The organism is Paenibacillus sp. 11B (assembly GCF_030487755.1).
GTDB classification, from domain to species: domain Bacteria; phylum Bacillota; class Bacilli; order Paenibacillales; family Paenibacillaceae; genus Paenibacillus; species Paenibacillus vandeheii.
Genome location: NZ_JAUKNS010000009.1, coordinates 22940 through 44549 on the forward strand (window position 1 = coordinate 22940; position 21610 = coordinate 44549).

Below are 21610 nucleotides of genomic sequence, written 5' to 3' on the forward strand. Positions count from 1 at the left end.
AAGATGTTAATTGGAAATGGGTATAACCATTTCAGATAAAAGACTTGTGCTGATGCACATCACAAACAAGCGGGGGATGATCTGAGATCTCCCCCCGCTCCGAGTGGTGCATCATTTGATTGCCGGGCTGTCCTTCTTCTTTTGGACAGCCTCCCACATCCGCGCAGCTACGCGCTCGCGGATCAATGCCAGCCCTGCGGCGGCAGGCACGCCTGGCAGCAGCGCCGCCAGCTCCGGCGTCGCCGGGGGCTTGCCCGGCTGCGCCAGCCGCACCTTCACGGCGCCGAAGCCAGGCCCCGGCTGGTGCATGGCGCCGTCCGCGGCTGCCTCGGCGATCCACTCGCCGACGGCTGCGCCGCCTTCGCCGCCCCGCGCTTGCGGCCGGCCGGCCGTTTCGGCTGCGCGGCCGGGGCCGCTGGGATCATGGGCAAGTTCCTCCGCCCATGATCCCAGCACGCCGGCGAGCAGTGCTTCGCGCGGCAGGCCGGCGTGCGCCAGCTGCAGCAGCGGCTCGGCCGCGAAGCGCGCGGCAACGGCGCGCTCAGCGGCCGCGGCATGCGCGCAGCCCGGGCGGCCGCAGCTGCACGCCGCTGCACCGCCAGCGCCGAGCGTTGCGCCAGCGGCTGTGCCAGGCACGGCCTCAGCCGCTGGCGCAGTGGGCAGCAGCCCGGCGAGCTCTGCCGGGGCTGGGCCGCCGCGCAGCAGCGCGTACAGCGACAGTGGTCGCTTGCGCAGCTGTGCCAGCACAGCCTCGCGTTCAGCTTCACTGAGCTGCGGCAGCGTGCCTGTTACCGTGAACAAGCCTTTGGCTGATTCGGCCTTGCTTGCCGCTGCTGAAGCCTCTTTGCCTGCATCAACAGCGGCACTGACTTCTGCTGTCCATCCACCGGGGGACATATGCAGCTCTACATTCCATTTTTCGCTCACAACAATCCCCCTCCTTATCTCTACATTCTATATTCCTTATATATCTTAAAACTTACAGCCATGTCTCGCCCTGAAGCGAAATCAGACCGCGCAGCTCATCATCCGACATTTCGGTCAACCAGTTCTCACCAGAACCGACGACTTGCTCAGAAAGCGCCTTTTTGCTCTCAATCAGCTCATCAATCCGTTCCTCCAGGGTTCCCTGACAGATCAGCTTATGCACCTGCACGTTCCGATTCTGCCCAATCCGGAATACCCGGTCCGTTGCCTGATTCTCCACCGCAGGATTCCACCACCGATCATAGTGAACAACATGGCTCGCACGTGTCAGATTCAAGCCCACACCCCCGGCACGGAGAGACAGGACAAACAGAGACGGACCCTCCCCTTTTTGGAAGGTTTCCACCATATCATCCCTCTGCGACTTCGAAACACCGCCATGCAGGAAATACGGTTCTTCCTCATACCGCTGTGTAAGCCGGGATACGAGCAATTCGCCCATCGCCACATACTGAGTGAATATCAGCGCCGATTCACCGTTATCACGGATCGCATCCAGCAACTCCAACAGACGCTCCATTTTACCGGACGCCTCTGCCTTGCCATGATCCTTGCGGCTGCTGTCCGCCAGTACAGGATGATCACAGATCTGCTTCAGCTTGGTCAGAGACGACAATACAATCCCCTTACGGGCAATACCGTTTCGTCCATCCAATCCGCCCATCAGGTCATCCACCACTCGCTGGTACAGAACGGTCTGCTCTGGTGTCAGAGAACAATAGGATTTTAACTCCAGCTTCTCCGGCAGATCCTTGCGGATATCCGGATCACTTTTCAGCCTGCGCAGCATAAAGGGCGATACCAGCCGATGAAGCTCACGCAAAGATGCTGCATTTTCTTCCGACGGACCCATTCCTGTATACCGCTGGCGGAATGAAGAAGCCGTACCCAGATACCCCGGATTGAGGAATTGGAAAATGGACCACAGCTCGCTTAGCCGATTCTCCACTGGTGTACCCGTCATCGCAATGCGATGCGGCGTAGACAGCCGCATGACGCTTTGCGCTTGCTTCGTACGGTAATTCTTAATATATTGCGCCTCATCCAGCACAACGGTAGACCAGTGCAGTGAAGCCAGATCCGGGCCATCCCGGCCTGCCAGATGATAGGTCGTCAGCACAATATCATGGGACTGCGCTTCTGCCTGAAAAGCATTGCCATGCAAGCGTTGTCCTCCATGATGGATATATAACGACAGATTCGGGGCAAACCGCTTCAGCTCACGCTGCCAGTTCCCGAGCAACGAGGTAGGGCACACAATAAGTGCTGGCAGATGCGCATCATGCACATGTGGCTGTTCACCGTTCGCGGATTCTTCTTCCATTCCCATAAACGCTTCGTGCTCACGCGCTTCCTCAGCTGCGGCCTGCTGTTCCTCATGTTTCAAGTCAAGCAGGCAGGTAATAACCTGAATCGTTTTCCCCAGTCCCATATCATCGGCAAGACATACGCCGAAACCGAGTTCACGCATGGCGGACAACCATTGGTACCCCCGCTCTTGATAAGGTCTCAACTCGCCATGCAGCTCTGCCGGAACCTGACGCGGCTCAATACTGCGGAGCACCTGTCCGTCGAGCAAAAAGGACAGCAGCCCCTCAGATTCCGCACCAAAGACGGAAAGCCCCTTCCATGCGGTATCTTCGCCTTCCTCAGCTGCGAGATGCAGCCATTCGGAGAGTGGCATATATTGTTCTTCTTCTTTTTTCATATAACGCAGAACCTGGCGAATCTCTTTCGTATCCACTTCAATCCATTCACCGCGGAACATCACATAAGGCACTGTTGCTTCCGCAAGGGCAGCCAGCTCCTCTGCCGTAACAGGTTTCCCGTCCAACATCGGTTCTGCCTTGAAGGCAACCAGCTGCTCCATGCCCAGTGCAGACGGAGCTCCAAGCGGTCTTTCTGTTCCGCGATTGAGCATCTGCAGACGTAGTCCGGCGCGGCGTTTCCCTGCACGGCTCCAGCGGGAAGGCATTAGTACCGTTACTCCCGCCTTCTGTAGTCGAGGCACAGCATAGGTTAAAAATTCAAAAAAGGCTTGCTGTTCCAGCTTCATTCCTTCCGGTCGTGCATGAAGCAGCGCCGTTTCAAGCTCCGGTGCCAGTTCTGCTGCATGCCCCAGCGCCATCAGGAGCTGTTCTGCAGCTGAACTATAACAAACCTTCCCTCGATCCAGATCGCGCTCCGGATGTGCCCAGATCGTGCGTGCAGGCAATCTCAGACCAGATTCCTGCACACTATCTGCCCAGAAGGTAATCCCCCACAATGTTTCATGATCACCCAGTGGCGGTTCCAGCCGCAGTACCAGCTTCAGCTCACCTTCTGTGGGAGCCGTTTCTTCACTGCCTACCACCGGTCTCGCTGTACCACCAGCTTCTTGCAGCGTTCCAATGAGCTCTGCCATTTCTTCCGTAGGTCCCTGAACTGTCACCGGGCGGAACATCGAGATCAGACTGTTCCACCACAATTCCACTACCGGAGAGGAGCCACGCCGGAATGACGTGCGGTATCGAGACAGTTCACTATCCATGCCTTCCATCTCACCCGTGACAACCGCATGAACCATTCCGCTCATAAATGAAAATAATACGGCCGCTCCCGCTTCCTCCCGTGATTCCGGTTCAGAAGATGCGTATGCTCCGGGAGCAGACAAGCCAATCGGCGGCATGGATTCCGCCAACTCCCGGAAACGTTCCACATCCGCTTCCTGCAGCAGACGCGGACGCCATACACCTGTCAGCGTTTCTTGTCCGGTCCGGCGACGCGCACCCGTCTTGGCGGCAAATTCAGCAGACGGAGCAAATTCTCCGCGCAGCAGCAGTTCCTGTGTAAACTGTGCTGCTTTTACCCAGTAGCGAATCTCTTCTCCAGCCTGAATTCCTGCCGCATTCAATATACTGTCATCCCAATGGAGCAGCAGCTTGAATGTATCTTTAGGCGATATTGCCAGTCCTTCCAACGTCCGTCCGAGCAATTGACGCCGCTTCGTACCCTTCGCTTCCGCGGCATTACGCATCGGATTGGGCCAACGAAGCTCCGCAAGACGCAGAGCGGCAGGCTGAAACAGACGACCCCCGTCGCCAAAATTCAGCTTCCTTACCACGTGGCTCCATGCATCCACACGCGGCTCCGATGTTTCACCGGAAAAACAAAAAAATACGTCACCAAGCCATACTCCATACAGCGATTGCATCATTACAGTCTCCCGTCATCCCTTCGCATTGTTACTCTCCATCATATACGAAAATGCTCGGATTTAAAAACGTTTACGCATAAAAAGTGCTACATCACTTCGAAAAAACATCTCTGAACCACTTCATACTATATTATGTATGCCTATTAAAAGGTGAAACACGCCACGCCTTTGCGTTTGAAGAAAGATGTTTACACAAAAAAAATGCCCCTTATCCCGAAAAGGGTAAGGAGCATTTTCATAATCCATTCGATATGCGCTTGGTATATGTCACTTAAGAGTTGCATTTACTGCAATTTGGTTAAGTTGCCCAGCAATACATCCAGATTAAGAATGCCTGCCTCATGATCGTCATTGTGGGCGATTTCCTTGAATATTCCTGTTGTGTAACGACGATATTCTTCCGTAGGCTCTTCAAATCGATCATATGTCACAACGGAATCCACGGAATCCACGACGAGCGGCACATAACCGTCGTGGTAAGGCACAACAATGATGCGTGTGGCAGGTGTAGGCTCCTCATCAGGCATGCCCAGCAGAACACGTACACTGACCACAGAAACCACTTTGCCGTACAGAGGTGTAAAGCCCTTGATTTCGGGACTGCCAAAAGGAACCGTGGTCACAGGGAGCATTCTGATAATTTCATGAACTTCATCAATACGAAGCGCACAAATCTGATTTCCAATCGAGAAATTAATGTATTGAACTTGAACTTCCTCATCCATAGTTATATCCAAACCCTTCTTGTTTTCAGTTTCATGGAAGTCTTGATTATCATAATCTTTACCATGAGAATTTACTTAGCACGATATCTACAGATCTAAGAACACGATCTCACGTTTTTCGTTAGATCCTTCATTTGTCGCTACTTGGACTGCACGCTGCTCAAGCCTTTACTATTATATCGGTCTATGTAAGATAAATTTTTACCTGCGGAATGATGGATGTCGATTTTGTGTCCCGATGGATGAGCAGAGCATTTGAATCGAACAACGGTCTCGACAAGGATACCCACGTCAAAAACACCTTCATGTCCACCAGATTCGCGGACAAGAAAGTGTCTTCGGTTGGTTCTTTTCAGCCTTCCTAATACAAATGACACGCCACCTGGCGTCCCGGGGAAATCTCCCTCATATCCGGAATAACAGAGCGGCATTCGTCCTTCACATACGGACAACGGGTATGAAACGTACAGCCGGAGGGGGGATTCTCCGGATTGGGCACATCGCCGCCCAGGACGATCCGTTCCTTTTGCACATTCGGATCGGGAACCGGAACAGCGGACATCAATGCTTTGGTATACGGATGCAGTGCCTCAGTGAACAACTCAGATGTGGGCGCAAGCTCGACCACTTTGCCCAGATACATGACCGCTACACGATCACTGATGAACTTGACGACGGACAGATCATGAGAGATGAACATATACGTCAGTCCGAATTGTTCCTGGAGATCCTGCATCAGGTTCAGCACCTGTGCCTGAATGGACACATCCAGCGCAGAGACCGGCTCATCACACACGATGAACTTCGGGTTCAGGGCGAGGGCACGAGCAATACCGATCCGCTGGCGTTGTCCACCCGAGAACTCGTGTGGGAAGCGGTGCGCCTGATAGGGAGACAATCCGACTACTTCCATCAGCTCTTCGATTCGGCTTTTCAGCTCGTTTTTCCCCAACTTGTGATGGGTAATCAGCGGCTCCTCCAGTGTACGTTGTACCGTCCAGCGCGGATCGAGTGAGGCATACGGGTCCTGGAACACCATCTGCACATCCGTTCGGAAACGGCGCAGCTCTTCTGGGGGCAGCTTTCGTACATCCTTGCCTTCGAAGAACACCTCGCCATCCGTCGGCTCAATCAGGCGCAAAATTGCACGACCTGTGGTGGATTTGCCACAACCGGACTCTCCGACCACGGCAAGCGTCTCACCCCGCTCCACAGACAACGTAACACCATCAACTGCTTTGACAGCACCGACCTGTTTGGAGAATAGGCCCTTGCGGATCGGATAATGCTTCTTCAGATTTCTGACTTCCAATATCGCACTCATATGATCCCCTCCTGCTGCAGCAAACAGCGGCAGCTGTGACTTGGTGCTGTCTCCAGTAATTCGGGCTGTATCGTCTCGCATCGTGCTTCCTTCACCGGACAACGTGGGGCAAAACGGCAGCCGGACGGCATATGGGCCGGATTCGGCACCTGACCCGGAATGGACTGAAGACGATCCTGATCTCCCGCAAGCTGTGGCAGTGAAGCCAGCAAACCGCGGGTATACGGATGCTTGGGATCGGCAAAAAGGGTTTTGACATCCGTCTCTTCCACCACTTGTCCGGCGTACATCACCATGACACGATCACACATCTCAGCTACAACGCCAAGATCGTGGGTAATCATCATGATTGCCATATTTTCCGTCCGCTGGAGGTCACGCATCAAGTCCAAAATTTGCGCCTGGATGGTCACATCCAGAGCCGTTGTCGGTTCATCCGCGATGAGCAGCTGCGGGCTGCATACCATCGCCATCGCGATCATCACCCGCTGGCGCATCCCGCCTGAGAGCTGGTGAGGGTATTGTTCTGCAATTTTGTCGGGGCGGGGAATGCCGACTTTGTGCAGCATCTCAACCGACCGTGCCCAAGCCTCTTTTTTGCCCAGCTTCAGATGGTATCGTGCCGCCTCGGAAATTTGTTTGCCGACTTTGAAAACCGGATTAAGCGAGGTCATCGGCTCCTGAAAGATCATCGCCATTCGGTTACCCCGAATCCGGCGAATCTCCCTTCCGGACAGCTTGAGCATGTCTTTCCCCTGAAAACGGACTTGTCCTGACGCCACACGGCCGATCTTCTTGGGGAGCAGCTGCATAATCGATAACGAGGTAATACTTTTCCCGCATCCCGACTCCCCGACAATACCCAGCGTCTCACCCTGCCGTATGGAAAGGCTGATCCCGTCCACGGCGCGGATGACGCCTGCATCCGTGATAAACTCTGTCCGCAAATCCGAAACTTCGAGCAGTGCAGTCATGTTGTTCCCCTCCCATACCATTACATTCTGAATCTTCTACACCCGTACTCATGTCCCTACCACTCTGCGTTCGTTCAGCTTGGTTCTCCAACCGTCCTTCTCTCCCAAAAAGAATTAACGGTTGAAGGTCGCAGTTCCTTCCGAAGATGCATCGTTCAAAACCTTAGATGCGGACTCCTCTTCCAGACCTTCCACACCCAAATATTTAAGCGCGCTGAGCGCATACACTTTGGCGCACTGGATAATCTGCCACACGGGTGCTTTTTCATTAAAATTGTGAATGGTGGACAGCTCTGCCGGACCATATTGCAAGACCGGAATCTGATGATTGCGGAAGTGGCGTGCATCGCTGGATGCCCATTGCAGCACACCGTACGCCTCTTCGCCGCTCACTTCGCTGATGCTCTCCACCAGTTGGCTAACGATCGGTTCATGCGCTGGAGTCCAGTTTGCGTTGCCCTGAAACCCAAACGGCTTCAGCTCTGACTCAATTCCCGCTTCAAGCAGCAGCGAGCGGGCACGGTCGAGCACATCCCGGTAATCCACACCAAATGGGACACGCGAATCCACCTGAACAGTGCAGCGATCCGCAACCACATTTACCTTGGTTCCACCCTGAATTGAACCGATATTTACCGTGACATGGTCGAACACCTGATAGGCCAGACCTGCCTGTTCGCGGTCACGCGCGTACTCCTGCGAGATGCGGATAATATCCTTTACTTCTTCCGGGATGTCCGGCTTGATGTCCCACAGCCGCTGCAAGGCTTCAATTCCTTTGGCTGCCTTCACAATCGCGTTATCCCCTACAATGGGCTGCAAACTGCCATGACCCGGCGTGCCTTCCACCGTGAACTCGAACCAGCAGCTCCCCTTTTGTCCAATCGTTGGATGCTGCGGGCTGGAAGGTTCAGCGATTACTGCGGCGGTTCCGGTTGCAAGACCACGTTCGAGCACCCACGGCACCCCCAGATCACCACCTGTTTCTTCATCCGGGACAATCATCAGCGACAGGTCACCACGCAAAGGCACACCCAGCTTCGCCAAAATAACCGTTGCATAGATCAGGCCCGCAAGCCCGCCCTTCATGTCGGATGCTCCGCGTCCAAGCATGTATCCGTCCTTGATTTCGCCGCAGAACGGATCAAAATCCCAACGGGAGAGATCTCCGGCTGGCACAACGTCTGTATGACCACAGAAAATGAGATGTTTATCTGACTTGTCTGCGCCTTCTCCATTCAACGTCGATATCAGGTTAAACATGGTTTCCGTTGCCGCGTGTACTTTGGTGTCGATTCCAGCCTGATGCAGATATTCGATAATAAAAGCACTAATCTCACGCGAATCCCCTGGAGGATTCTCCGTGGGAAAACGGATCAATTGTGAACATAACTCCAGTAATTCGTCCTGGCCTTCCTCAATTGCCTCAAGTACCTTCCTTTTCCAATCCATCCTGATCAGGCTCCTTCCAAATATGGGTTGTATTGTGGTCAATACGAATCGTCAGAAGACAGGCATAATTGCCTGTCCCCCGAGACGTCCGTTCAATTACTGCTTCTTGCTAAGTGGATAGAAACGGAGAACCTCATCCGGGTAATATACATATCCGCTGACTTTGTTGTTCATGCCAACAACCCGGTTGTACTCGTAAAGATATGCCCATGGCGCTTCCGTCGTAATGATCTCCTGCGCCTTCATGTACAGTTCGTTGCGTTTTGCCTGATCCGGTTCGGAGCCTGCTTCTTCCCACAGTTTGTTCACTTCCGCATTGTTGTAATGAATGTAGTTGGAAGAGCCTTCACCGTAGAGCAGGAAGCCCAGGTGGTATCCAGGATCGTTAACAAAAGAAGTCCATTTAGAAATGTAAGAGACTAAATTCCCGTCTTTTTGCTGTTCCAAGAACTGAGCACGAGCCACTTTGTTAATGTTCATTTTGATACCGATTTTGGCCAGCTCGGCTTGGATCAGAACCGCGTCATATTCCCAATCATCAAATCCGGAACCGAGGGTAAAGTCAAAGCTGAACCCTTCCGCATAACCTGCTTCTTTCAACAATTCCTTGGCTTTGTCCAGATTGTACTCGTACACATAGCCTGCATCCGTAAAACCTGGTGTGTTGCTTGCTACAGCACTCTTCATCTCTTTGGCCTGACCGTACATAACATCGTTGATTAATTGGTCATACGGGATCGCATAGCTGATGGCCTGACGCACTTTTTCATTATCAAACGGTTTGACATTGTTGTTCATCGCGAAGAACAAAATGCGGTTACTCGCATTCGACTTGATCGTCAAATTACTGTTCTCCTGCAAAGCCGCAACATCTTTGGGAGGAATCTCGATCGCCATGTCTACGTCACTTTTGTTCAGCAGCAGCACACGGTTGGAGGCTTCCTTCGTGAATTTCAGCGTGACTTTGCTGAGCTTCGGTGCACCTTGCCAGTAGTCGTTGTTGGCCTGGAAGACTGCTTCACTGGCCGGGTCCCATTTTTCAAGCGTGAAAGGTCCTGATCCGGCAGCATTTGTTTTCAAATAATCGTCACCTTTTTCCTCGACCAACTTCTGGTCCACAATGGAGAAGGTATACATGGCAATGATTTGGGTGAACATGTGGTTTGCTTTATTCAGTACGATCTCGACTGTGGAGTCGTCCTTGGCTGTCACACTCTTAATGTCCGCCATTCCGTATAGAAAGCTGCCGGAGCTGGACTTCGCCACACGGTCAAAAGAGTACACAACTGCATCCGCATTGACCGGATTTCCACTTTGGAATTTCAAACCGCTTTTGATTTTGAATGTATACGTCATATTGTCATCAGACACTTCCCAGCTTTCGGCGAGCATCGGCTGAATATCCTCTGTGTTGGCAACGTCAGCACCATCTACCGTTTTGACACCATAGGTTACCAACTGGTCATAGGTTGCCAGAACCAATGTATCCGAGGTCAGGTCATTCGCCTCCGCCGGGTCCATTGTGGTTCCACCCTCAGAGTAAGCAACCGTCAGTGTAGGCGCGGGCTTCGTATTCTCTCCTGAGCCGGATGCCGCAGGCTGCTGGTTGGCATTGCTGGCACAGCCGCCAAGAACAACGGTAAGAGCAATCATTGCAGAAAACCATTTGAGCTTTTTCATTTTTAGTTTCCTCCCCTTTTTGAACCAGTCTTATGATGTGATACTGTAAAACGTTGCAGCTTTTATTAGACAGAGCGAATATGTGCACCAGTACCTGATAAGCAGCTTGCTATATTCCTGATACCAACCGCAGCAGCATTCGATCAGCCTGCCGGTGGTGATAGAACCTTGCACACCTTTATCTCAAGGCATTCCCCGCAAATCGGTTCCCCCATCCAGCTATCTATGAATCGGTTCTGTAGAGGCAGATATGACCATCCTCTATTTTCCCGAACGCAACCTTGGGTCCAGCACATCACGGAAACCATCTCCGAGCAGGTTAAAGCCAAGAATGGATGTGGCTATAGCCAGCCCAGGGAACGTCACGAGCCACCATTGTCCGGAAATGATATACTCCCGACCTTCAGAGATCATGGCTCCCCATTCGGCTGTAGGCGGTTTAACACCAAGACCGAGAAAGCTCAAACTGGACGCCGTCAGAATGGCAAAACCCATACCGAGTGTGGCCTGTACCAATAAGGGTGCCAAAGCATTCGGCAAAATGTGGCGAAACAGAATTACTCTGTCCCTCACACCAATGGCTCTGCTGGCCTCCACGTACTCCTTCTCGCGCAAGGATACCGTCTGTCCATACATCAATCTGGCAAACTCAGGAATGCCGACAATCCCTACAGCAATCATGGCACTCGTCAGTCCGTTGCCGATGGAAGCCGCAATTGCCATGGAGAGGACCAGCGAGGGAAAGGCAAGCAGTACATCCATCACCCGCATAATGATATTGCCGGTACGTCCACCGTAATAAGCAGCAATTCCACCAAGCGGAACCCCGATGACAAACGAGATGCTGACGGCAATCAAGCCTGTCCAGATGCTTATTCTGGCTCCATACAGAACACGACTCAGAATGTCCCGGCCATAGTTATCCGTACCAAACCAGTGACCACCTGACGGGGATTCCAGCTTCACGGCCGTATTCGTCACGTACGGATCATAAGGGGCAATCCAGGGCGCAATAGCAGCAATGACAGTCCACATGACGATAAAGGTCAGACCAATGGCAGCGAGCCGATTGCGAAGCAACAGTCTCAGAAAGGTTTTGGGTTTAGGAACAACCGCTGGTACAGGTTTAGTTCCCATGGAAGTCGGTGCGGCAGTACTCACAGCGGTACTCCTCCTTTCGCGGCGACCCTATTCATAACGGATTCGTGGATCAATCAATCCATAGACCAGATCCACCGCCAGATTTATAAAGCTGAACAGAATGGCACTTACGAGTGTGAACGCCTGAATTGGTGCATAATCGGCAGCCAAAATCGAATCTGTGACATAACCACCGACACCGGGCCAGGAAAAGATCGTTTCCGTAATTACCGCACCACCGAGTAATCCACCGAACTGAAGGCCAAGCACGGTCAACGTGGGAATCAGGGCATTGATCAGGGCGTGTTTGCCGACGACAGCGGTTTCACTCAAGCCCTTGGCTCGTGCAGTACGCACATAATCCTGTCCGATGACTTCCAGCATGCTGGATCTGGTCATACGCGCCACTATCGCCATCGTTCCTGTGCTCAGGCATATTGCCGGGAGCAGTAAATGTGCAAGACTGCTTTTGAGCGCAACCATATCTCCAGTCATAAGACTGTCTATCACGTACAATCCGGTGATATGCGTCGGTGGATTGAGGTCTCCGCTGATACGTCCCATTGGAGCTGGAGCCCAGCCGAGGATGGAATAGAAGATGTAAATAAATAGCAGTCCCAGCCAGAAGATCGGTACACATGCTCCAATCAGGGAGAACACTCTGGAGATGTGATCTATAAAGGACTCTTTTCGAGTTGCGGCGATGATACCTACCGGAATCGCAACACAGATGGCTATAATCACACTGGCCAGCGTCAGCTCAATGGTTGCCGGAAAGCGGGTGGCGAAATCACTCAGCACCGTATGACCAGTATGGTAGGCGAAGCCCAGATTGCCTTGAAGCAACTGTCCCACGTAGCTAAAAAATTGTACAAATAATGGCTTGTCCAATCCCATGTCCATTCGGATTTTGGCAATGACATCATCCGTGGCCTGTTCGCCAGCCATGACAATGGCCGGATCTCCCGGAAGAACGCGGGACAGGATGAAGGTAATCACCACAATGCCGATCAGCGCCGGAATCATCTGCAGCAGCCTTCGGAGCGTGTAAGCAAACAATCGATCAACCCCTTTAACTCTGATGTCTCACTTGCTGTTTTACGGTTCTCTGTGGACGGCCCAGTCTTAAAAACTTGTCTGTTTATCCGTCTCTTCTTTGTAATTGTGCTTATTTTACCTATAATCCTTGCGTCGAACTACGTCCCTTTTAGCTAAAAAAAAGCACAACCGTTTGTCGATTGTGCACTAATGTCTCCTATTAATGTTATGTTAAATTACACTCTAAGACATAGTTCGCTATTTTTCGACCTATATCTACCATATCCTCCATTGTTGATTTTGCTGTAGAAGCATGTGCCCGATGGGCAGGACCTACACCTCTTGTTTATCCTGCTTCATGTAGTAATACACAAGACACAGATGACATACAAATTGTTCACGCGGCTGGTTCAGGTCGAAGCCTGTAATATCCCGGATACGCTCCAGCCGGTATTTCACGGAATTCCGGTGAATATAGAGGCGATTTGCTGTCTCGATCAGGCTCCCCCTGCTCTCCAGATAATAAAAAAAGGTCCGCAGCAAGTCACCACTGTGTTCATCGTCATAAGCCCGCAATTTTCCCAGCTTCCGCTCAAACAATGCCGCAAAACCCGGATCATTCGCCGTTTCACTCAGCAAATGATATACCTCCACATCCTCAAACCGGGTTGTACGCCCACCCGACAAACGGGAGGATACCATCAGGGCATTCCTGGCCTCGCCATAGCTTTGATGCATATTCCAAAGTGGAACCTGGGTGCCCACGCCTGTCCTGAACTGTCCAAGCTTGTTGGCCGGATCTTCGAGCCATAGCCCAATGGTATCGGTCCAAGATTGAACGTCATCCATCCACACTGCATCCCTGGATTCCGGTGTTGGCAAAAAGAGGACTGCCCTGTTGGTCCGGAATTCAATATGAGGCGCTACTCTCCGTTTTCTGGCCTCCTGACCAAGCAATTCGGTCAACAGGTCTTCATCCGGAGCCGTCTCCCCTTCCATCACGGCCACTTCCCATAAATGCTCCGGATTCATGCCGAGCTTGCGACCTCTCGATTCAGCTTCATGCGGTAACAGTAGAGGGGGTGTCAGCAGCTCGTCGATGAAATTGCCTCGAAGACGCAATTCGGTATCTTCCGCCACCTTGTTCCTCATCAATTCCAGCGATAGTACCAGTCTGGCCTGTTCAATTCCGACTTGTTCCATCTCATCCAGGGAGTCCTTGTCCACCAGCAGCCGGGCAACCATGCGCCGATCCAGATTAATCTCCCATACAAGTGGGTCCACAGCTTCCTTCCAGTCATAATCCGGTGGTGAAGACACAATCATCTGTCCCGCATTATCAATAACACCTACAGGTGCCTGAAGTAGTTCAGCCACATTGTCTCCTACAGCCTGAATCCCGCTGTTTTCAAGCACCATGGTCATCAGCGTCCGATATACTTCCTCTGACCTGCGAAGCAGTGCGGCCTGTCGATCCAGTACCAATTCCATAACAGGCTGCGTAATATCCATGTATGGTATTTCCGGAGGAATCTCAATGATGGGCAGACCGCAGTCATTACTGGCTGCAACGGCTTCTTTCGGGATTTCTTTGAGGAAACGCGCTGGCTTGATGGCCAAAGCAGCAGCCCCGGCTTCATTAAGCGTATAAATCAGTTCTCCGAGCAGCCCTGGATTATCGCGAATTGAGTAGGCTGTTGTCAGCATAAGCATGCCTTCTCGCAACCATCCTTGCAGATCGGGCACCTCCATAATATCCACGAACCGCACAACCCGATCCAATCCCTGGTGTCCGCTAATGACTTTGGCCTTGCTGAGTATAGGAATATTCAACAGTTCTTTCAATGTTATACCTGTCGTTTTCAAGCCTATCGACCACCCTGAGCCAGATTTGCATATCATTCTTGCATACTGCATCTCATTTTTTTGGATAGTTTACCAGACTATCTATTCAAAAAAAACGGGAAATTCTATGATATCCATATAAAATGAAATGATTTCACAAAATAAAGTAACAATAATACGTTGTTAGATGTAGTTAATCACATTAAAAATAAACTCATTGCTTTATCGCGCCACATCAAAATAAAACAGAATAAATTATACATCCCCCCTTTGCATACATTCGCCGCGCTCCTCCCATCAGACCCGGCAACCCTTTATCCAACATAAATAACGCCGATGCAGTTATTCCACCTAGCATCGGCGTTAGAAACAAACCCTACAAACCTAAAAGTCAGCCAATAGCACACATCCCGCAAGCCCTTGATCACACATTCAATGCAGACACGGCTGCCCCTAATGAATAGATCGGGTCAAGCGCTCGGATATGCAGTTCTTTTTCCACTTCTATGGCGAAACCCATCGTGGCAAAACCGGTACACGCAAGAACGATGGACTCGGCACCTTCCGCCTTCAGTCTTCTGGCTGCTTCCATAGCTGCGATTCGCCCCTGTGGCGTGTTGAGATCCAGCGTAGTTACCACACCTTCGGGACGCTCCATCCCAATATAGGCATCACCCAGTATTCCTCGAATCAGGAGTGGCACTTCCTTCAGGATGGTCAATACGCCTACTCGCGCTGCTGAAGTAAGCGCAAGATGTGCAGCACATGATCCAGCACCATAGACGGGGATGTGAACAGCGGAACGTATGTCTGCGAGAGCTGGATCGGCTGCACAACTGATACCGATAGCGGTACAGCCTTCCTGTTCGAGTTCCCGCGCCAGATCCACAATTTTGGGAATCGATTGAAGCTCTGTGGCCTGATCATATACCCCCAGCGGTTGATCGGGAATACAGCGACTCCGAACCGGAACGCCATATCGCCCTTCAATCAATGCCCCGTGTCTGTGGATATCCTCTTCATGATGAAGCGTAATCACTCTGATAAGACCCAACATCGGCATTCCTCCCCAGGCTGTGGATATCTTGTGCATATGTTACCCACAAACTGTTGATAGTTACCCCCAGTTATGTGGATAACTATTTATATATTGTGAATATGTTGTGTATTTGTCGCCAAAACTACCGCGTAATTTACGTATCGGTCTCCATTGTGGATATGTTGTGTACGCTCTCATACACCTTTTCTTTGATCCACAAGGATATCTTTGATTTTCCTGCTCTATTTCTGATCAAGCAATTCTCCCTGACGCATAATCAACACATCATCAATGTACACATCCGGCTTCTGCACAACGGCATCAATATGAACACCAGCTGCAACTGTGCCACCAAAGGTATTGTTACTGCCAAAAGCAACATGAATGGTGCCGTACACTTTTTCGTCCTCCAGGACAACACCTGTAATTCGAGCCTTGTCATTGGTACCAACGCCGAATTCTCCAAGAATTCGACCATCACCTTCGCCCAGCATGGATAACAACTTGTCTCCTTCAGCGCCAGTTGCCGTAACAAGGCGGCCCTCTCTAACCGTCAATAGAACAGGTTCGCTGATCGCACCTATTCCTGCGATTGAGCCGTCCACCAAAATTCCACCCTCTCCAATGCCTTCAACGGGGGCGATATACGCTTCACCGGAAGGCAAGTTGCCGGACTCACCTGGCTTGAGGTACATTCCTGTACTCGGTACGCCATTGCGTCCCTGTATGGAGAACGACAGCTGGTGTCCATCTTTCTCGATGCGGACGCTGCTGCCTGCACTTAGCATGGCTGTGACCTTATCTGTCAAAGCCTTCACCTTGGGATATTCTGCGGTAATAGCGCCGTTCATGAACATATCGTCCGTCATACCCGGCATCGTCGCTACCCGAGTTCCAGCAGCTGCCGCCTGTTTACGAGCCTGCGTATGGGTTAGTGAATAGCGGGTTACGCATACGGCAACATCTGCACGCTTCATCGCTTCGGCGATCGGTGCAGGCGGCTCTTCACCGGATTTGCTTCGTTCCTTCATCACCATAAGCACCACATCTGCTCCCAATGCCTTGCCCGCCTCATATATGGATTCGGCCAGTTCTCTCTTGGCATCATCCGCCACGACAGCCAGCGTCTCACCACTGCGAAGTCCAAGGCATTCCACCAAAACATTTTTACTGACGTCAATTCGTTGCTGATTCATCTGTTCGTCTCCTCCTGTGTCAGACCATTTCCGCTACTAGCTTACCCATTAGAGCATTCGACAAAATGACCGGGATTCCTGCGCTGGCATTGGCAACCCACTGACGGTGGCGCTCATCATACCCCATGCAATCCAGTAAAATGAGTTCAACACGTCCCTTCAGTGATTCAGCCGCCTGACGGAATTCGGCTTCGCCGGATGTGTAGGGAGAAGCTGCGGCAAATGCAGGCTGGACCAGGGAAGAAAACTTCAGATCGAGCTGTCCCCCTTGCTCGGGTAATGGCCCGATAAGCCCGAGACGTCGCCCATCGGCCATGGCCTGTACCGCTGGAGGAATAATGCGATCAGGTTCAATAAGGTGCACCTTGGCTGAACGCAGACCCGGGAATGAACCTGTGCACAGCAACAAAATATTGGAGATGCCCAAGGCTTCGATCTCACGGATTTTGCGATCCAATATCGGCCTGATTTTTTCACGGGATACGATGGCTGAACTGCCGTCCAGCAGTCGGGAAGTCAGGACATAATCACCAGGCTCCGGTGCCAGCTTAGCGATCTGTGCTGCCGACAGTCCGTCCAACAACCCGACCTGAACAAGTTCGGCCCGCCCCTCCAGATGCTTCTCGATGACAGGCGCAACATCGGTCCGTGGAGCTTGTCCAATCGTAATCATGCCAAGCTGCTTAATCATCTTATAGCCTCCTACATATCAGATCGGCTGGTAGATGCCACGTTTATCCATAGCAGCCTTTCTACCTGCCGCATCAATCGTGACCTTCTCGGATTAAACTATGCAGAAGGAGCGGCCTGCTGTATCCCCGGGGTCTGAAGCACTTTCATCGATCCATACAGACGAGTAATCAGGTTATATTCCTCCTCGTTGTAGAACGAACAGGTGCCATTCGTGAATTCCTTGGCTGTCTCCACGACCAAACGAACTGCGCTTGCAATATCAACCTCATGGCTCGCTCCTGTGCCGCATCCCGGGACTGCAGATTGAGCGGTTATAGCTACGCCTACAACGGGTGCATGGGTAGCCACAGCTGGCTGCAAAATGGAATTGATATGGTATAAGTCATTGCCATAAGGAGTAATATCCTGCGTCGTAATCGGGAAAGTCACCGGTAGCTGCCCTGTGGTCATCTCCATGATTCGAAGCAAATCGTCACTTACCCGTAAAATGTATCCCTCTTTCACCGTTGGCGAAATGGCGATGCCTTTATGGTTAATCACCCGGTTTCCTTTGGTGGTATCAATGGACAGGATGGCTTCCATCTCGGGCAGAACCTCATGCTCATTCATCTGCAAAATGTCGACCGGGGAGTCCATAAAATCAACCGGCTCATGCGGAAGAGTAGGTGCATCCGGACAGATATGCGTCGTCACAATGACATCTCCCTTGAGCGAATCGCCCTTGGTCTGCATATCGGCCAGCTTCAGTCCTGCTGCAACAGCAGCGACGGCGCCATCGGCATCCGACACGAGTCCGATGCGTGTTGGACGGGCACCAATTCCACCCAGCCGTCCGACAATTCCCATCGTCGGGGCCTGCCCTCCGGACAACTTGCCGTCCGTACCGGGGATGATGATTTTGACAAAATCCGTACTTCCCTTTTCCCCTTGTACCGTCAGCACTTCAACCGAAACCTGTGGATATTGAACAAATAATTGCTTTACACTCTCACCATTTACATAAGCGCTGTCCAGCGCGTCCAGTGCCAATAACGTTTTTTGAAGTGGCATCGTACACATCCTCCTCTTAGCTGTTGATCTTGAAATCAAGTCTATCGCAGTTCAGAAGAGGGTCACAATGTACCGCCTTGCCAAAATGAGCATCGTTTTATTGTGCGACAAGTATAAATGGGAGTGAAAATAACGCTTTCATTCATTTTATCTAACTGTATGTGTAATATAATTTAACATTTTATTATGGAGTGCCCTGAATATGGTGTGATTTTGGGAATGCACACTTCAATTCTACGCTTACCTTCTGTTCATTTGCCATTTCACGAGCAGTGAAGCCGTTTCCTCCGCATGAAACAGGGGAAATTGGTGTCCATAGGGAAGTTCCACTTGTTGGACGGATGAATGGATATTTTCGGGGCGTGAGTATCCCATATCGTTTATCGCCCAAACCATTAGGGTACGTTGCGCTTGCGCATTCGTCTGAGAGACTTTATCGTTTGGATGGGACTGTATCCAGTGGAGCAAATCAGCATTCGCTCCTGCGATGCGGGGAGACTTCAAACCAGAAGATGCTCTCCTTGCATAGCCTTCCAGCAGGGTTGGATTGATCTCAGAAGCATCTGTGCTCTTTAGCTGCTCGACCACTTGCTGTGGGGTCATCCGTGATAACATTCCTTGCAGCATTCTTCTCGGGAACTTTGATATCAGGCGCTGTATTCTGTCCTTCGATTCTCCCCACACGGGTTGCAGCATGGCGAGCTGAATATGTTCCCTCACACTCTCCTGCATGACCATTGCGGCTATCGATGCCCCAACGGAATGTCCTATCAGTTTGACTGGACCTTGTACCTCATTCAGAACACTTCGAACCGCCTCGACCTGTCCTTTGAAAGCCATCCCTTTTCCCCTGTTCCGATGAACTGGAGAACGCCCAAATCCGGCAAGATCCACAAGCCATGCCGGGTTTCCCGTCATACTCCATAACGCATCTCCCAGAGAAATCATATCGTCAGCACTGCTCATCAAACCATGAACAATCACCCATGGGTCACCCTGACCCTCATGGACCAGCACCGCCAGATTGCCCTTGCGCGTCCGAGTCCAGCCTTGAGGCAGATCATTCTGTGCAGGATAGCTGAAACGATAATCCAAATCGGCTGTCACGTAAGGCAATAGCTCGCTAACTTCAGGCAACTTTAGTCCCATTCGCTGAAATAACCGCTCCGTCTGCTGCACTTCAAACTCTTGTTTGGTAATAAACGCGATTGATTCGGGCGGTATTCCGCTGATCTTTGTGCCACCAGCCTTCATCGCTGCATGGATCATGGGCAGAGGCACTGACCATCGAGGTGCAGATACATCCAACTCTGCCGCAAGTAACCGAATCAGTTCCTTCATATCCGGACTGTCAGCTTTTCTGGACAACAAGGGATATGTGCCGCCGGATGGATTGCTGTCCTGAGTTAGAAAAACGAGAGTCTGTGCCACCACATCATTGGATACAAGGGGCAGCCAATGCTGTAGGCCACCAGGAATCACCGGCATTCTACGCCTTCTCATCGCTTGTATCATCATGCCAATTCCGCCGGTTTGTTCAGTTGCACCTGTGGGATATGGACCGACGACCGTACTCGGGTTTACAACAGATAAGACATATGAATGCTGCTCAGCGTGCTGTCGAATATAACGGTCCGCTTCGAATTTCATATGCTCATAGGCACTTTCGGAATGGAACGCTTTGCTCATCCATGATTTCTGTCTGTTCGACTTATCCTCAGCATCTCCATTGGCTGATGATATGGGCGGAGAGTTCTTCCTTCCATATGGACTCATAAAACCAACCACGTGGATAAAGTGCCTCAATCCGTGTTTGCGCTGAATATCTTCGGCGAGTTCGGCAATGCCTCTTGCTCCATTCATAAAAATCTTTTCTGCCACCTTCGATTGCAATGTGACATCCATCGTTCCACCTGCATGAATAATGATGTTGGCCTGAAGAGCACGCTCACGATCAGCTTTGGTTAGACCCAGACCTGGGGCTGACAGATCTCCCTGAATACAGATTATTCGGCTGAAATCCGTCATTCCGTATGCTTTAAGAGCCTTCCTCGCTTTGGATTCAGAGCGTACAAACAGCAATAACTGGGCCTCACTGTCCCCAAGTTGCTTCACTACCTCCTTACCTATAAATCCGGTACTTCCTGTCATCAAAATAGTGGTTGATTGAGTCGCTATGTTGTTCTTAGCCTGATAAGGACCGGTCTTACGTTCTGCATTTGATAATGATGAATGATGTATACTCATTTCTAATCTCTCTCCCTTTTTAGCTCTATCTTATTTAGTACTATTTAGTACTAGTTGTATGCAAAAAAAAGAGCTTCGTTTACCGAAGCATTTGACAAAATGTACGTGCTGATTGTTCAATAATCCCTATATCGCGCGCAGTCTCCGCGAGTACAAGGGACCCTTCCAAAGCCGCAATAAATAATGAAGCCGCCGGTCCCGGTTCAATTCCTTTACGGAATTCTCCACGATCCAGTCCTTGCTGTAACAGCTTTTCCATCATCGGCTGCAGATCCCGGAAAAAGCGGGCTATACTTTCTTTCACTTCGGGCGCGCTGGCTGGTGTCTGCATATACAGTGTAATAAATGGGCAGCTTCCTTTATAATCGCGCCCTTCCATGCCTGCTGATAGTGATGCTATAAACGAATAGATTCGTTCTGTCACCTCTCGTTCACGCTGACTGAGCAGCAGGTATATTTCAGATTCATACTGGGCAATCCAGTATTGCACCACAGCCTGGAGCAATTCCTCCTTGTTTTTGAAATGATAATAGATATTCGATTTGGATACGCCGCTTACCCGCACGACCTCGTCCATGCTGACATAGCTGTATCCCTGACGCAAAAATAACTGAGCGGCTACTTCCACTGCCTTGGTCCGATTGACCGGATTGGAACTCTTGGATTTTAAAGATCCGGAGATTGATTTTTCATTTGTCATATTTAGAACTATACAGTACTAATTAAACAAATACAAGTTTTGCCGTTAACAAAAGATGCTCTTTGCCCGAAATTTGTCGCACTTGTCCACATTTGGAACGTTGTACACACAGGATATCCACATATAGTATTAACCCTGTGTTAAATATGTCAATGAGAGGCTAGATACGATGGGGTTATCCACATTTCTGAAGCATTATTCTTCCGATCTGCGATCGGGGAGCCCCAAAACTAAAAAAACAGGCCAACCAGAATGGAATTCTGGCTGACCTATTAGAGTGGACTACTTATCCAATCATTTGCGAAATGAATTTAAGCCTGTGGA

Annotated in this window: 17 protein-coding genes; 1 reads left to right on the forward strand and 16 read right to left on the reverse strand. The window is 51.0% G+C overall.

The genetic code is table 11. The annotated features are described in order from the left end of the window. Positions 1-111: 111 nt before the first annotated feature. The 3 genes from Q0V21_RS29090 to Q0V21_RS29100 form a co-directional block, all read right to left on the reverse strand. On the reverse strand, positions 112-927 hold the full coding sequence (locus Q0V21_RS29090; RefSeq protein ID WP_079348804.1) for a hypothetical protein: 816 nt from the start codon (positions 925-927) through the stop codon (positions 112-114). Between the two features lie 52 nt (positions 928-979). Further along, on the reverse strand, positions 980-4183 hold the full coding sequence (locus Q0V21_RS29095; RefSeq protein ID WP_301881842.1) for a DEAD/DEAH box helicase: 3204 nt from the start codon (positions 4181-4183) through the stop codon (positions 980-982). A 284-nt stretch (positions 4184-4467) separates the two neighbouring features. Next, positions 4468-4908: a chemotaxis protein CheW gene (locus Q0V21_RS29100; protein WP_079348802.1), complete on the reverse strand. Its 441-nt coding sequence runs from the start codon at positions 4906-4908 to the stop codon at positions 4468-4470. Positions 4909-5138: 230 nt separating this feature from the next. Between Q0V21_RS29100 and Q0V21_RS29105 the strand changes: the two genes are divergently transcribed. Beyond that, complete coding sequence (locus Q0V21_RS29105) at positions 5139-5273, forward strand: hypothetical protein (protein ID WP_301881843.1); 135 nt, start codon at positions 5139-5141, stop codon at positions 5271-5273. Here Q0V21_RS29105 and Q0V21_RS29110 read toward each other — a convergent pair. The 13 genes from Q0V21_RS29110 to Q0V21_RS29170 form a co-directional block, all read right to left on the reverse strand. Further along, the gene (locus Q0V21_RS29110; RefSeq protein ID WP_079348801.1) at positions 5270-6232 is read right to left on the reverse strand and encodes an ABC transporter ATP-binding protein; all 963 of its coding nucleotides are present in this window, start codon (positions 6230-6232) and stop codon (positions 5270-5272) included. The genes Q0V21_RS29105 and Q0V21_RS29110 overlap by 4 nt on opposite strands. Continuing rightward, a complete protein-coding gene (locus Q0V21_RS29115) occupies positions 6229-7206 on the reverse strand; it encodes an ABC transporter ATP-binding protein (RefSeq protein ID WP_079348800.1) in 978 nt (325 codons plus the stop codon). Before Q0V21_RS29115 ends, Q0V21_RS29110 begins: the two co-directional genes overlap by 4 nt. A 114-nt stretch (positions 7207-7320) precedes the next feature. Continuing rightward, positions 7321-8658, reverse strand: a complete 1338-nt coding sequence (locus Q0V21_RS29120; RefSeq protein WP_079348799.1) for a M20 family metallopeptidase — start codon at positions 8656-8658, stop codon at positions 7321-7323. A 96-nt stretch (positions 8659-8754) separates the two neighbouring features. Next, positions 8755-10338, reverse strand: a complete 1584-nt coding sequence (locus tag Q0V21_RS29125) for an ABC transporter substrate-binding protein (protein WP_079348798.1) — start codon at positions 10336-10338, stop codon at positions 8755-8757. Positions 10339-10599: 261 nt separating this feature from the next. Further along, a complete protein-coding gene (locus Q0V21_RS29130; protein ID WP_079348914.1) occupies positions 10600-11475 on the reverse strand; it encodes an ABC transporter permease in 876 nt (291 codons plus the stop codon). A gap of 51 nt (positions 11476-11526) precedes the next feature. After that, complete coding sequence (locus Q0V21_RS29135) at positions 11527-12537, reverse strand: ABC transporter permease (protein WP_179132763.1); 1011 nt, start codon at positions 12535-12537, stop codon at positions 11527-11529. 312 nt (positions 12538-12849) lie between these two features. Next, complete coding sequence (locus tag Q0V21_RS29140) at positions 12850-14382, reverse strand: PucR family transcriptional regulator (RefSeq protein ID WP_079348797.1); 1533 nt, start codon at positions 14380-14382, stop codon at positions 12850-12852. A gap of 403 nt (positions 14383-14785) precedes the next feature. Beyond that, positions 14786-15418: an aspartate/glutamate racemase family protein gene (locus tag Q0V21_RS29145; RefSeq protein ID WP_079348796.1), complete on the reverse strand. Its 633-nt coding sequence runs from the start codon at positions 15416-15418 to the stop codon at positions 14786-14788. A gap of 224 nt (positions 15419-15642) precedes the next feature. After that, positions 15643-16596 carry an aminopeptidase gene (locus Q0V21_RS29150; protein WP_079348795.1) on the reverse strand — a complete coding sequence of 318 codons (954 nt, stop codon included), beginning with the start codon at positions 16594-16596 and terminating at the stop codon, positions 15643-15645. Between the two features lie 19 nt (positions 16597-16615). After that, on the reverse strand, positions 16616-17287 hold the full coding sequence (locus Q0V21_RS29155; protein ID WP_079348794.1) for an AroM family protein: 672 nt from the start codon (positions 17285-17287) through the stop codon (positions 16616-16618). A gap of 98 nt (positions 17288-17385) precedes the next feature. Further along, positions 17386-18339 (reverse strand): DUF1177 domain-containing protein, encoded by a 954-nt coding sequence (locus tag Q0V21_RS29160; protein ID WP_079348792.1) that lies wholly within the window; start codon positions 18337-18339, stop codon positions 17386-17388. Positions 18340-18579: 240 nt separating this feature from the next. Continuing rightward, entirely contained in the window at positions 18580-20586 is a 2007-nt protein-coding gene (locus tag Q0V21_RS29165; protein WP_301881845.1) for an alpha/beta fold hydrolase, read from the reverse strand. 79 nt (positions 20587-20665) lie between these two features. Further along, a complete protein-coding gene (locus Q0V21_RS29170) occupies positions 20666-21286 on the reverse strand; it encodes a TetR/AcrR family transcriptional regulator (RefSeq protein ID WP_301881846.1) in 621 nt (206 codons plus the stop codon). Between the last annotated feature and the right edge of the window lie 324 nt (positions 21287-21610).

Bases quoted from the DNA above. Each gene is read 5' to 3' on its own strand.
- Q0V21_RS29150 (WP_079348795.1), bottom strand. From the start codon at position 16,596: ATGAATCAGCAACGAATTGACGTCAGTAAAAATGTTTTGGTGGAATGC.
- Q0V21_RS29095 (WP_301881842.1), bottom strand. From the start codon at position 4,183: ATGATGCAATCGCTGTATGGAGTATGGCTTGGTGACGTATTTTTTTGT.
- Q0V21_RS29160 (WP_079348792.1), bottom strand. From the start codon at position 18,339: ATGCCACTTCAAAAAACGTTATTGGCACTGGACGCGCTGGACAGCGCT.
- Q0V21_RS29100 (WP_079348802.1), bottom strand. From the start codon at position 4,908: ATGGATGAGGAAGTTCAAGTTCAATACATTAATTTCTCGATTGGAAAT.
- Q0V21_RS29145 (WP_079348796.1), bottom strand. From the start codon at position 15,418: ATGTTGGGTCTTATCAGAGTGATTACGCTTCATCATGAAGAGGATATC.
- Q0V21_RS29115 (WP_079348800.1), bottom strand. From the start codon at position 7,206: ATGACTGCACTGCTCGAAGTTTCGGATTTGCGGACAGAGTTTATCACG.
- Q0V21_RS29155 (WP_079348794.1), bottom strand. From the start codon at position 17,287: ATGATTAAGCAGCTTGGCATGATTACGATTGGACAAGCTCCACGGACC.
- Q0V21_RS29110 (WP_079348801.1), bottom strand. From the start codon at position 6,232: ATGAGTGCGATATTGGAAGTCAGAAATCTGAAGAAGCATTATCCGATC.
- Q0V21_RS29165 (WP_301881845.1), bottom strand. From the start codon at position 20,586: ATGAGTATACATCATTCATCATTATCAAATGCAGAACGTAAGACCGGT.
- Q0V21_RS29130 (WP_079348914.1), bottom strand. From the start codon at position 11,475: ATGGGAACTAAACCTGTACCAGCGGTTGTTCCTAAACCCAAAACCTTT.
- Q0V21_RS29125 (WP_079348798.1), bottom strand. From the start codon at position 10,338: ATGAAAAAGCTCAAATGGTTTTCTGCAATGATTGCTCTTACCGTTGTT.
- Q0V21_RS29120 (WP_079348799.1), bottom strand. From the start codon at position 8,658: ATGGATTGGAAAAGGAAGGTACTTGAGGCAATTGAGGAAGGCCAGGAC.
- Q0V21_RS29170 (WP_301881846.1), bottom strand. From the start codon at position 21,286: ATGACAAATGAAAAATCAATCTCCGGATCTTTAAAATCCAAGAGTTCC.